We start from the raw sequence: 12,384 nt of genomic DNA, 5'->3' as shown, positions 1-12,384 counted from the left end.
TCCTAGTCGTCCCTTCCGTCCCTTGTGTTCTGTCGGCGCGCAGACATGCTCATATGCTTCAGAATTCCCCTAAAATTGGGCATTCTTCACATGTGGTGACCTTGGACGTACGGCCTCAGCTGCTCGACGCACTCTCCGCCCTGCGCGACCGTGTCGCCGCCGCACGCTTCCCGCTGCCCCTGCCGGGAGCGCCACGCGCGCGTGCCAACCGCGACGAACTGCTCGCGCAACTCGACGACTACTTGGTGCCCCGACTGAGGGAACCTGAAGCGCCCTTGCTCGCCGTTGTGGGCGGGTCCACAGGGGCCGGCAAGTCGACCCTCGTCAACTCCCTTGTGGGGCGCCGGGTCAGCGAGGCCGGCGTACTGCGGCCCACGACCCGGACACCGGTGCTGGTCTGCCATCCCGAGGACCATCACTGGTTCAGCGGGATGCGGGTGCTGCCCGACCTCACGCGCGTGTGGGTGCCCCAACGCGATCCGGACCAGGACTCCGGCGACGATCTGCTGCTTCCCGGCGAGGACGGGGCACGGGTTCTGCGGGTCGAGACCGCCGAGAGCCTGCCGCGCGGGCTCGCCCTCCTCGACGCCCCCGACGTGGACTCCCTCGTCGCCGACAACCGCGTCCTCGCCGCCGAACTGATCTGCGCCGCCGACATCTGGATCATGGTCACCACGGCTGCCCGGTACGCCGACGCCGTCCCCTGGCATCTCCTGCGCACCGCCAAGGACTACCAGGCCTCTCTGGTCACCGTCCTCGACCGGGTACCCCACCAGGTGGTGTCCGAGGTGTCCCGGCAGTACGGCGCCCTCCTCACCAAGGCCGGCCTCGGCGACGTACCGCGCTTCACCGTGCCCGAACTGCCCGAGTCCGCCTGGGGCGGTGGGCTGCTTCCGGCCACCGCGGTGGCGCCGCTGCGCGCCTGGCTCACCCAGCAGGCGCAGGACCCCGCCAGCCGCCAGCAGGCCATGGCCCGTACGGCGTACGGCGTCCTCGACTCCCTCAAGTCCCGCATGCCCGAGCTGGCCGGCGCCGCCGCCGCGCAGTACTCGGCCTCCCTACGGCTCACCGCGGCCGTCGACGGGGCCTACGACAGCGAGCACGCGCGCGTGCGGGGGCGGTTGCAGGCCGGCGCCGTCCTCTCCGGGGACGCGTTGAAGCGATGGCGCGCCTTCCCGCTCGACTGCTCCGCGGGCGAACTCCTCGACGCCCTCGTGGAGAGCCTCTGCGCCCTCCTGCTCTGCTCCGTCACCGCCGCCGACGAACGCGTGGACGACGCCTGGCGCCGCGAACCCGCCGCCGACGCCCCGGGACTGACGGGGCGCGACCCGTCCCAGGGCAGCGTCGAACACCGCGTCGGGATGGCCGTACGGCGATGGCGGCGCGAGTTGGAGGAGTACGCCGAGGACGAGCTGCGCGACCTCGACCGGAGTGCCGCCCCGGACGTCGAGGCGGTCGCCGCGCTGGTCGCCACCGCACTGCTGGGCGGCCGACGGGCCCGGTCCGCCGGCGAGGGGCTCGCCGAACGCATCGGAGCCCACGGCGCCCTGCGGCTGCGCGACCGCGGCGGACGGCTGCTCGCCGATCACCTGGACCGGGTCATGCACACCGAACGCGAGCGCCGCCTCGCCCCGCTCGACGCACTCGACGTCCATCCGGAGCCCCAGGCCGAACTCATCGCCGCGCTGTCCGTACTGCAGAAGGAGAGGTGACCGCGGTGACCGCCGTCACTGACCACGACCACCACGACGCCTCGGCCGAAAACGCGACTCCACAGGAGAGCCCTTCCGACGCCGACAAGGCACAGAAGAACGAGAAGGCCGAGAAGGCCGAGAAGGCCAAGAAGAGCGAAAAAAGCGATAAGAACGACAAGGGCGACAAGGGCGACAAGAACGACACGAGGGGAGAGGCCGAACAAAAGGAGGCCGAAAAGAAGGGCAGCGAGGGCGGGGCACCCGAAAACGACGCCCCTGGGGAGGCCGCTTCCGCCAATGGTGACGGCGATGGCGATGGCGACGGCGATCCTGACCCCGCCCCCGCCCCCGTTTCTACCTCCGCCTCTACCTCCGTTTCCAGCTCTCTCTCGACCCACAAGGGCCCTCCTGAGGACACCTCCAAGAACACCCGCCCAGCCCCGCGCACAAACCCCCGCCCAGACCCCCGCCCGGAATCCGAGCCCTCCGGCGCCTGGGACGACGGTCTGATCGCTCGCCGTGTGTCCGAGACGGATCCCCCTCCCGCGCGCGAGACGGTCGTCGAGGCCCGGGTCTCCAGCAGCGTCCCCCAGCCCGTGATGCCCCTGGCGTACGACGGACCGCTGCGCTCCCGGCTCGACGCGCTCCGCGAGCTCGTGGGGCTGTCCCGTACCCGGCTGGACAGCAGAACCCTCGCCGAGGCAGGCCGGGTGCTCGACGAGGCGGCGGCCCGGCGCAGGCTCTCCGGGCAGCACACCGTCGTAGCCATCGCGGGCGCCACCGGCAGCGGCAAGTCCCAGTTGTTCAACGCCCTCGCCGGAGTGGCCATTTCGGAGACCGGAGTACGCCGGCCGACCACCAGCGCGCCCATCGCCTGCAGCTGGAGCGACGGCGCGGCCACCCTCATCGACCGGCTCGGCATCCCCGGACGACTGCGCCGGCGCCCCCTGCAGAGCGCGGAGGCGGAGGCGCAGCTGCGCGGCCTGGTCCTGGTCGATCTGCCCGACCACGACTCGGCAGCCGTTCAGCACCGCGAACAGGTGGACCGCGTACTGGCCCTGGTCGACGCGGTCATCTGGGTCGTCGATCCGGAGAAGTACGCGGACGCCGTCCTCCACGAGCGCTATCTGCGGCCCATGGCCGGGCACGCGGAGGTCATGTTCGTCGTCCTCAACCAGGTGGACCGTCTCCCCGGAGAGGCCGCCCACCAGGTCCTCGACGACCTGCGGCGACTGCTCGACGAGGACGGCATCGCCTTGGGGGAGTACGGCGAACCCGGCGCCACCGTACTGGCGCTGTCCGCGCTCACCGGGCACGGCATCGGCGAACTGCGCGAGGCGCTCGGGCAGTTCGTGGGCGAGCGCGGGGCCGCGGCACGCCGGATCTCGGCCGACCTCGACGCCGCCGCGTGGCAGCTGCGGCCCGTCTACACGACCGGACGGCGCGCCGGGCTCAGCGAACGGGCCCGGGACGAGTTCTCCGGCCGGCTCGCCGACGCGGTGGGCGCCACCGCCGCCGGCCAGGCCGCCGAACGGGTCTGGCTGCGCAACGCCAACCGCGCCTGCGGCACCCCGTGGCTGCGGCTGTGGCGGTGGTGCCAGGACCGGCGCGAACCCTCCACCGGCCGTTTCGCCGTACACGCGCAACCGGACGAGGAGGCCACGGCCCGTCAGCGTGTCGAGCAGGCGGTGCGTACGGTCGCGGAGCGGGCGTCGGCCGGACTTCCCGCGCCGTGGGCGCTGGCGGTGCGCGAGGCGGCCGTACGGGGGGCACAGGGCCTGTCCGAGGCGCTGGACGAGCTGGCCACCCGCGCCGGGACGCCCTCGGGACGGCCGCCCCGGCCGGGCTGGTGGCCGGTCGCCGTGCTCGCGCAGGCGTCCATGACGATCCTTCAGATCGTGGGCGGGCTGTGGCTGGTGGGTCAGATCGTCGGGGTCACGGCCCCGAACCTGGGAGTGCCGGTGCTGCTGATGTCGGTGGGCATCGTCGGCGGTCCGGGTGTGGAGTGGAGCTGCAGACTGGCCGCTCGCGGCCCGGCCCGGCGGTACGGCCTGGAGGCGGAACGGCGGCTGCGGGAAGCTGCGGGAAGCTGCGGCCGGGCCCGGGTCCTGGATCCGGTGGCGGCGGAACTGCTGCGGTATCGCGAGGTACGGGAGCAGTACGGGCGGGTCACGGGGGCTCGGGCGGTGGTCGGGTGAGCGCGGGACGGAGTTGTACTGGAGAGATCTCGACTGGAGGGATCTCGGCAAGAGGGATTTCGGCTGGAGGGGTGCGAAACCGGCAGGCCGCGAGGGCTGAACCCCGGAGGAGTGACGGGCGAAGGGACGGGGGTCCCTCGGTCGGGTGACGGAGTTTTCCACAACCGGCCGGTAGTCCACAGGGCTCAGCGGGCTCGGACCGACGGATGCATTCTGGCTTCGCGGCGATCACGACGGATGCGATCGGCGCGCAGCGGCGACCGGAGCAGTTCTCGCGGTCGCCGTGTCGGAGACAGCCGTACGGGACGGGCCCGTACGGGTATCCGCCCGGCGCGAGTGCGCCGGAGCCGGGAGGGGTGGTTCGCGTGAACGAGACGATGGTGTGCGCGGTGGGAAATGTGGCGACGCAGCCGGTGTACCGAGACCTGGCGTCGGGGGCGTCGGCGAGGTTCCGCCTCGCGGTGACCTCGCGCTACTGGGACCGCGAGAAGAACACGTGGGCAGACGGACACACCAACTTCTTCACGGTGTGGGCGAATCGGGCCCTCGCGACGAACGTCGGGGCGTCACTGACGTTGGGTGAACCGGTGATCGTGCAGGGCCGGTTGAAGGTGCGCACGGAGATGCGCGACGGGCAGAGCTGGACGTCGGCGGACATCGACGCGGTGGCGATCGGCCATGATCTCGCGCGGGGTACGTCGGCCTTCAGGCGTTCCGCCGGCCCGCTCAAGGGCGAGGCTTCGGGGACGCCACGCCCCGAACCCAGTTGGGAGACACCCGTGGCCGACGAGGGCGGCGGCGGGGCGCAACAACGGCGGGAGCCCGCCGCGGTGACGTGACACCAGGCCGAGGTGGGCGCCGACGCCGACCGAACTGAGGCTTATCGGTGAACTGACCGGCATCCGGATGATCTTGGCGATAACGATTCCGAGTCGGATCGGTTATTCGATGACAGGACTGGGAAGCGCGGTCCGCCACGTCCCTAGGATGCCCGGCATAGCTCACGGGGCTTCTGATGCTGCTGGTGGGACCGCACCCCCACGTCAACGGGTCCTGCTCGAAGGGGAATTCTGTGTTTTCTTCGTTCTCCGCGCTGTCCGGGCGCGGGCGAGCGGCGGCGGCCCGGCTCGCCGCCGCGACGATGGTGTCCGGTCTCGCCGTCACCGGCGCGCTGGTCACTGCCGGTACCGCCGTCGCGGACGCCACTCCGCAGCAGCAGGGCGGGGCGACCGCCACCATAGGCGGGCTGAAGACGTACGGCACGGCCGTCGTCCACGGGGACGACGGCGACCAGCAGCTGTCCGCCGGCCTGTTCGAGATGTCCGTCGACAACGGGGGCACGCTCCAGACGTACTGCGTCGACCTGAACAACCCGACACAGAAGGACGCCAAATACCAGGAGACCTCCTGGAGCGGCACCTCTCTGAGCGGCAACAAGGACGCCGGCCGGATTCGCTGGATCCTGCAGAACTCCTATCCGCAGGTGAACGACCTCGCGGCGCTGGCCGTCCGCGCGGGCGCCGCCGGACTCAGCGAGCAGGACGCGGCGGCCGGCACCCAGGTGGCCATCTGGCGCTACTCGGACGGCGCCGACGTGGACGCCGTCGACCCGCAGGCCGAGAAGCTCGCGGACTACCTGGAGAGGAGCGCGCAGAACCTCGCGGAGCCCGACGCTTCGCTGACCCTCGACCCGCCCGCGGTCTCCGGCCACCCCGGGGAGCGGCTCGGGCCGGTCACGGTGCACACCGACGCGGACAGCGTCACGGTGATACCGCCCGCCGACGCCGCGACCAGCGGGGTACGGGTCGTGGACCAGGACGGCCGGGCCGTCACGTCCCTGGTCGACGGCGGCAAGGTGTTCTTCGAGGTGCCCGGGAAGGCACTGGACGGTTCGGCCGCGCTGAGCGTCCAGGCCTCGACCAGTGTGCCGGTCGGCCGCGCCTTCACCTCCGACAGCAGAAGCCAGACCCAGATCCTCGCGGGCTCCAGCGAGTCCACGGTCTCGGCGACGGCGACCGCGAACTGGGCCGCCACGGGTCCCGTCCCCGCGCTGTCGGCACGGAAGAACTGCGCCAAGAACGGCGTGGACATCGCGGCCGCCAACAAGGGCGACGAGGCGTTCACCTTCCAGCTGATGGGCTTCGAGCACACCATCGCGGCCGGGGAGTCACGGACGGTGACGATCCCCTTGCGGGAGGACCAGCCGTACGACTTCACGATTCTGGGGCCGAACGGCTTCGAGCAGCGGTTCGCGGGCGTCCTCGACTGCGCGACCCAGGGCAGCGCGGGCGGGGACGCGGTCCAGACGCTCAGTGAACCGAGCTCGGCACTGGCGGGCGACACCTCCGCAGACGGCGTCAACCTGGCCGAGACCGGCAGCTCCGGCGCGACGCCGATGATCGCCGGCACAGCGATCGTCCTGCTGGTGATCGGCGGCGGCGTGGTGCTCCTCGTCGGAAAGAAGGAGCCGCACGGGGCAGGCACTCGGAAGTGAGTGTGAACTACATCGCACCTTGACAACTCAACAGTGTGTGGCCGCACGGTGACCCACTGGACGTCAGCGGCCCAGGCCCGCCCGCCGGGCACCCGGGGCCGCTGACATACTGGTTTTCGTCAGGGGGTTGCAGTACGGCAAGATGGTGAGTATCTGCCCACTGCCAGAATTCAAGCTGCCGGACGGTTTCTCTTGGCTGAGTACATCTACACCATGCGCAAGACGCGTAAGGCTCACGGCGACAAGGTCATCCTTGACGACGTGACGCTGAGCTTCCTGCCCGGCGCGAAGATCGGTGTGGTCGGCCCGAACGGTGCCGGTAAGTCCACCGTTCTCAAGATCATGGCGGGCCTTGAGCAGCCGTCCAACGGTGACGCGTTCCTGTCGCCCGGCTTCAGCGTAGGCATCCTCATGCAGGAGCCGAAGCTCGACGAGTCCAAGACGGTCCTGGAGAACGTCCAGGACGGCGCCGCCGAGATCATGGGCAAGCTCCAGCGCTTCAACGAGGTCGCCGAGCTCATGGCGACGGACTACTCGGACGCGCTGCTGGACGAGATGGGCAAGCTCCAGGAGGACCTGGACCACGCCAACGCCTGGGACCTGGACGCGCAGCTGGAGCAGGCCATGGAGGCACTGGGCTGCCCGCCCGGCGACTGGCCCGTCACCAACCTCTCCGGTGGCGAGAAGCGCCGCGTCGCGCTCTGCAAGCTGCTGATCGAGGCCCCGGACCTGCTCCTCCTCGACGAGCCCACCAACCACCTCGACGCCGAGTCGGTGAACTGGCTGGAGCAGCACCTCTCGAAGTACGCGGGCGCTGTCGTCGCCGTCACTCACGACCGGTACTTCCTGAACAACGTCGCCGAGTGGATCCTCGAGCTCGACCGCGGTCGCGCGATCCCCTACGAGGGCAACTACTCCACGTACCTGGAGAAGAAGGCCACCCGCCTCAAGGTCGAGGGCCGCAAGGACGAGAAGCGAGCCAAGCGCCTCAAGGAAGAACTGGAGTGGGTCCGCTCCAACGCCAAGGGCCGCCAGACCAAGTCCAAGGCCCGCCTCGCCCGTTACGAGGAGATGGCGGCCGAGGCCGACAAGATGCGGAAGCTGGACTTCGAGGAGATCCAGATCCCGCCGGGCCCGCGTCTGGGCTCCATCGTCGTCGAGGTCAACAACCTCTCGAAGGCGTTCGGCGACAAGGTCCTGGTCGACGACCTGTCCTTCACGCTGCCGCGCAACGGCATCGTCGGCATCATCGGCCCGAACGGCGCCGGCAAGACCACGCTCTTCAAGATGCTCCTGGGCCTGGAGTCCCCGGACTCGGGCTCGGTCAAGATCGGTGACACGGTCAAGATCAGCTACGTCGACCAGAGCCGCGCCAACATCGACCCCAAGAAGAGCCTCTGGGCCGTGGTGTCGGACGAGCTGGACTACATCAACGTCGGCCAGGTCGAGATGCCGTCGCGGGCCTACGTCTCCGCCTTCGGCTTCAAGGGCCCGGACCAGCAGAAGCCGGCCGGTGTCCTGTCCGGTGGTGAGCGCAACCGTCTGAACCTGGCGCTCACGCTCAAGGAGGGCGGCAACCTGCTGCTCCTCGACGAGCCCACCAACGACCTCGACGTCGAGACCCTGTCCTCGCTCGAGAACGCCCTGCTGGAGTTCCCGGGCGCGGCTGTGGTCATCTCCCACGACCGCTGGTTCCTGGACCGGGTCGCGACCCACATCCTCGCGTACGAGGGTGACTCCAAGTGGTACTGGTTCGAGGGCAACTTCGAGTCGTACGAGAAGAACAAGGTCGAGCGGCTCGGTGCCGACGCGGCCCGTCCGCACCGCGCCACCTACAAGAAGCTGACCCGGGGCTGATCTTGCGGCACATCTACCGCTGCCCGCTGCGCTGGGCGGACATGGACGCGTACGGCCACGTCAACAACGTGGTCTTCCTCCGCTACCTGGAGGAAGCCCGTATCGACTTCCTGTTCCGCCCGGACAAGGATTTCCAGCAGGGGTCCGTGGTGGCGCGCCACGAGATCGACTACAAGAGGCAGCTGGTCCACCGGCACGCGCCCGTGGACATCGAGTTGTGGGTCTCGCGGATAAGAGCGGCGTCCTTCACGCTCACCTACGAGGTCAAGGACCCGGACCAGGTGTACGTCCAGGCCTCGACGGTGGTCGTGCCGTTCGACTTCGCGACGCAACGTCCGCGCCGTATCACCTCCGAGGAGCGGGAGTTCCTGGAGGAGTACATGGACGATGACAAGGCTGATGTGAAGGCCGGCGAAGAGGGCGGGGCCGTCGCCGCATGACGGTCCTGCACCTCGCCGACGAGGGGGAGACGGCAGACCTCGCCGCCTTCCTCGCCCGGCTGCTCCACTACGACCGTGGGGCAGCGGTGCGCCTCCAGGCGGCCGGGACCACCCTCGCCGTGTTCGGGCGGCCCCCGTCCTTCGAGGTCCTCGCGATCCGTACGGCCCGGCTCGCCAAGCCCTACGAGAACGGGCTGGACGTCGCCCTCGACGCCACCGTGTCGGCCGGTGAACTCCTGGAGACGGTGGACGAGTCGGCCGCCACCTTCACCGTCCCCGGCGCCGTGACCGGCCCGCCCTGGGCCGGGGTGCTGCCCCCGCGCGGCGGCTGGCGACCGGAGCCCGGTCTGCCCGCACCGGACGCGCTGCGCGCCATGGTCGCCGCAGCGGTCGCGGAATTCCGGTCCCGTACGCAGGAGTTGACGGCCGAGCTGCGTACCCGAGCCGAACTCGACCGGATCGGGCGCGAGATCTGGACCCGGACGGTGGGGGACACTCCCCTGCCGGTGCGGGCTGTGCACGCGGCGCAGTCCCTGGGGTTCCTGCGGCCGGCCGGCGAGGAGCCGCCGGCGCTGGTCTCGGCGGGGGCCTGGCTGCGGCTGCGCACGCCGTACGGCTCGATCGCCGTACGCAGAGCGGGACTCGGGGCACTGGACGTCAGTGTCCGCTGAGGGTGTGCGCGGCCCTCAGCCGTCACTCCGCAGCCCTCAGTACTCAGCCTTCAGCCCTCTGTGTTCACCATCGAGGCCGCCGCGTACGTCAGGTAGTTCCACAGCGTCCGCTCGTGCTCCTCGGAGAGGCCGAGTTCCTCGACAGCGACGCGCATGTGCTTGAGCCACGCGTCGTGCGCCGCCCGGTCGACGGCGAAGGGGGCGTGGCGCATCCGCAGCCGGGGGTGGCCGCGGTTCTCGCTGTACGTCGTGGGGCCGCCCCAGTACTGGATCAGGAACAGCGTGAACCGCTCCTCGGCCGGGCCCAGGTCCTCCTCCGGATACATGGGCCGCAGCAGCGGGTCCTCGGCGACACCCTCGTAGAACCGGTGCACGAGGCGACGGAAGGTCTCGTCGCCGCCGACCTGCTCGTAGAAGGTCTGCTCCTGAAGCGTGCCGCGCGGAATCTCTTTCACGTCACCCATGGTCTCAGACGGACCGACCGAGGACTCAAGACCTAGGACCACCCCCTACGGGCCACACCGAGCGGCCGGTTCCGCTTCGGCCGGGATCGGCGCTCGCGCCCCGGCCCGGGGCGCAGGACAGTGGACGTATGAGAGCGCACGCTGTCCACAAGGGCAGGGACGACGACCTCGGCGACCTCGCCGCCTCGGCGCGGGCGGAACTCGTGCGGGTGATCGAGGCGAGCGGGGCCTGGGACGGTGATCCGGCCTGGCGGGAGGCGTTCGAGGCGGTGCCGCGGCACCTCTTCGTGCCGTACTACTACGCCGGTGCCGTGTCCGGCCGGCAGCGGCTGTGGGGCGAGAGTCCCGATGCTCGTACGCGTGAGAGGTGGATGCGCGGCGCCTACACGGACGCGCCGCTCGCGACCCGGATCCGCGACGGCGAGCTGGTCTCCTCCAGCAGCCAGCCCTCGCTCATGGCCATGATGCTCGCCGAACTGGAGGTCGAGGACGGGCACCACGTCCTGGAGATCGGCGCCGGTACGGGATACAACGCGGCGCTGCTCGCCCACCGCCTCGGCGACGCGTATGTCACGACGGTGGATCTGGATCCGGAGATCACCGAGTCGGCCCGCCGGCATCTGGCCGCCGCCGGCCACCATCCGGTCGTCGTCACCGGCGACGGCGCCAGAGGAGTGCCCGAGCGTGCTCCCTTCGACCGGATCATCGCGACCTGCACTCTCACCTCGGTCCCGCGCGCGTGGCTCGCCCAGTGCCGTCCCGGCGCCCGCGTCCTGACGCCGTTCGCCACCGGGCTGGCCGCCCTCACGGTCATCGACGCGGAACATGCCGAGGGCCGCTTCCTGCACACGTCCGCCTACTTCGTGCCGTTGCGCGGGGAGAGCAGGCCCGAGCCGGACATCCCACGCCTGGGCGCACTCCCGGCCCGGACGCGCGATCACGAACTGTTCGGGTTCCTGCTGGCGCTCACCCGGGGCAGCCTGGACCCGCAGGAGGCCTACGCACTGTGGGAGCGCGAGGACCGTCCGGTACGGGAGCGGTACGGGATCACCGTCAGCGGCGACCAGGAGTGGGCCTGGCTCGACGAACCCACGGGTCCGTACGCCTGGCCCCTCCCCGGCTGACCGCGGCCCTGCCGCCGCCCTGTTGCTGGTCTATCCCCGGCGGATCGTGATCGTCGTCCACGCGCCCACGTGCACCCGGTCGCCGTCCTGCAGCGGTACGGGGACGAAGGGCTGGATGGGCTCCTCGGAGTTGTTGACCGTCGTGCCGTTCGTCGAGTTCTGGTCGACGACCGCCCAGCTGCCGTCGGGCTGCTGGACCAGCACCGCGTGCTGGTGCGAGACGCCCGGGTCCTCCGGCGGCACCGCCAGGTCGATGTCCGGGGACTCGCCCGTGGAGTGACGACGGCGGCCGATCGTGATCTGGTTGCCGGTGAGCGGGCGCCGCTGCTCCGGCGAGTACGCGGGCAGGTTCAGCCCCGCGGCCTCGGGGCCGGAGCGCTGCATCATCGCCATGAAGTACTCGCGGTCCGGGCCGATCGTCGCGGACCAGGTCAGCGGCTGCTGTTGCTGCTGGCCGTAGCCGTAGCCGCCGCCCGGGGAGGGCGGGGCCTGGGTGGGGCCGGGCTGTGGATAGCCGTAGCCCCCGCCGGCCGGAGAGGGCGGGCCGGGCTGTCCGCCCGGGCCGCCGGAGGGCGGGGAGATCACCCAGTCGTCGTCACCGCCGCCGAAGCCGCCGCCGGGACCGGACTGCGGACCACCGGGCCGACCCGTCTCCTGCGGGAACGCGGGCGGGAAGGGCGGATTGGACGGCTGGAAGGCCTGCGGAGCACCACCGGGCGGCTGGTATCCCTGGGGCCCGCCGGAGGTGACGGCGGGACCGGGCGGCGGATATCCCTGCGATCCGCCGGGTCCGGGTCCGGCGGGCGGGTAACCCTGCGGGCCGCCGGGGGACGTACCGCCAGGACCTCCGGGGCCACCAGGGGTGGGCCCGGGCGGCGGGGGGACCGGGCGGGACGGGTCGCCGCCGAAGGGCGGGATCGGCTCGGCGGGGCGGTTGATCTGCGACGGGCGCGAGCTCTGGTAGTCGTACCCGTCACCGCCGCCGCCGTAGGACGGTCCCGCCGGGCTGGGCGGCGGAGGCTGGAAGCGCTGGCCGGGACCCGCGCCACCGGGGCCCCCTCCGTACCCCTGGCCCGGTCCGGGCGCCGGCGGGCGCGGGGCGGCCGGGGTGTACGAGGTCGCCGTGTTCGTCAGGAAGTTCCACCGGCACTCCTCGCAGAACGGAGCGCCCCCCTCACGCGGGGTGCGGCACTGCGGGCACAGCTCCTGCTCGGCGTCCGGTACGGCGGACAGGTGCGAGCGGCTGCCGGGCGCACCGGTGGCGGAACCCGGCGGCGGGTAGGCGTAACCGGGCGCCGGGGGTGGCGGCGGGGGCGGGGGTACGGCACCGGCCATGCGGTGACCGCAGACCTCGCACCAGTCGTCGGAACCCGACTGGTGTCCGTTCGGGCAGGTCGGCATGTCGGCTCTTCCCCCTCTCCTCTTCGCTACGTTTTGTTCAG

10 protein-coding genes are annotated in these 12,384 nt (G+C 71.2%); 8 read left to right on the top strand and 2 right to left on the bottom strand.

Annotation, left to right across the window (positions count from 1 at the left end; all coding sequences use genetic code 11):
- The first annotated feature begins 92 nt into the window (after positions 1 to 92).
- From QA861_RS39795 to QA861_RS39765, 7 genes are all read left to right on the top strand, one after another.
- Positions 93 to 1,712, top strand: a complete 1,620-nt coding sequence (locus tag QA861_RS39795) for a dynamin family protein (protein WP_334593722.1) — start codon at positions 93 to 95, stop codon at positions 1,710 to 1,712.
- 5 nt (positions 1,713 to 1,717) lie between these two features.
- Positions 1,718 to 3,892, top strand: coding sequence for a GTPase (locus tag QA861_RS39790; protein ID WP_334593720.1), 2,175 nt, complete (start codon positions 1,718 to 1,720; stop codon positions 3,890 to 3,892).
- Positions 3,893 to 4,257: 365 nt separating this feature from the next.
- The gene (locus QA861_RS39785; RefSeq protein ID WP_334593719.1) at positions 4,258 to 4,731 is read left to right on the top strand and encodes a single-stranded DNA-binding protein; all 474 of its coding nucleotides are present in this window, start codon (positions 4,258 to 4,260) and stop codon (positions 4,729 to 4,731) included.
- Positions 4,732 to 4,964: 233 nt separating this feature from the next.
- The gene (locus tag QA861_RS39780; protein WP_334593717.1) at positions 4,965 to 6,386 is read left to right on the top strand and encodes a Cys-Gln thioester bond-forming surface protein; all 1,422 of its coding nucleotides are present in this window, start codon (positions 4,965 to 4,967) and stop codon (positions 6,384 to 6,386) included.
- A 192-nt stretch (positions 6,387 to 6,578) separates the two neighbouring features.
- Entirely contained in the window at positions 6,579 to 8,243 is a 1,665-nt protein-coding gene (gene ettA / locus QA861_RS39775) for an energy-dependent translational throttle protein EttA (protein WP_334593716.1), read from the top strand.
- Positions 8,244 to 8,245: 2 nt separating this feature from the next.
- Positions 8,246 to 8,683: an acyl-CoA thioesterase gene (locus QA861_RS39770; RefSeq protein ID WP_334593715.1), complete on the top strand. Its 438-nt coding sequence runs from the start codon at positions 8,246 to 8,248 to the stop codon at positions 8,681 to 8,683.
- The gene (locus QA861_RS39765; protein WP_334593714.1) at positions 8,680 to 9,354 is read left to right on the top strand and encodes a DUF8185 domain-containing protein; all 675 of its coding nucleotides are present in this window, start codon (positions 8,680 to 8,682) and stop codon (positions 9,352 to 9,354) included. Before QA861_RS39770 ends, QA861_RS39765 begins: the two co-directional genes overlap by 4 nt.
- 50 nt (positions 9,355 to 9,404) lie before the next feature.
- On the opposite strand, the gene QA861_RS39760 is transcribed toward QA861_RS39765, so the two are convergent.
- Positions 9,405 to 9,818: a globin gene (locus tag QA861_RS39760; RefSeq protein ID WP_006378001.1), complete on the bottom strand. Its 414-nt coding sequence runs from the start codon at positions 9,816 to 9,818 to the stop codon at positions 9,405 to 9,407.
- Positions 9,819 to 9,946: 128 nt separating this feature from the next.
- Between QA861_RS39760 and QA861_RS39755 the strand changes: the two genes are divergently transcribed.
- On the top strand, positions 9,947 to 10,942 hold the full coding sequence (locus tag QA861_RS39755; RefSeq protein ID WP_334593713.1) for a methyltransferase domain-containing protein: 996 nt from the start codon (positions 9,947 to 9,949) through the stop codon (positions 10,940 to 10,942).
- A gap of 30 nt (positions 10,943 to 10,972) precedes the next feature.
- On the opposite strand, the gene QA861_RS39750 is transcribed toward QA861_RS39755, so the two are convergent.
- A complete protein-coding gene (locus tag QA861_RS39750; RefSeq protein WP_334593712.1) occupies positions 10,973 to 12,343 on the bottom strand; it encodes an FHA domain-containing protein in 1,371 nt (456 codons plus the stop codon).
- Positions 12,344 to 12,384: the final 41 nt, after the last annotated feature.

Origin of the sequence: Streptomyces sp. B21-083 (assembly GCF_036898825.1) — a bacterium.
Lineage (GTDB): Bacteria > Actinomycetota > Actinomycetes > Streptomycetales > Streptomycetaceae > Streptomyces.
The sequence above is the reverse complement of the archived record's forward strand: the minus strand, read 5'-3'. Positions and strand labels throughout refer to the sequence as shown.

What these genes read in the sequence shown, in the direction of transcription:
- QA861_RS39765 (WP_334593714.1), top strand. Translation starts at nt 8,680, where the DNA reads ATGACGGTCCTGCACCTCGCCGACGAGGGGGAGACGGCAGACCTCGCC.
- QA861_RS39760 (WP_006378001.1), bottom strand. Translation starts at nt 9,818, where the DNA reads ATGGGTGACGTGAAAGAGATTCCGCGCGGCACGCTTCAGGAGCAGACC.
- QA861_RS39755 (WP_334593713.1), top strand. Translation starts at nt 9,947, where the DNA reads ATGAGAGCGCACGCTGTCCACAAGGGCAGGGACGACGACCTCGGCGAC.
- QA861_RS39750 (WP_334593712.1), bottom strand. Translation starts at nt 12,343, where the DNA reads ATGCCGACCTGCCCGAACGGACACCAGTCGGGTTCCGACGACTGGTGC.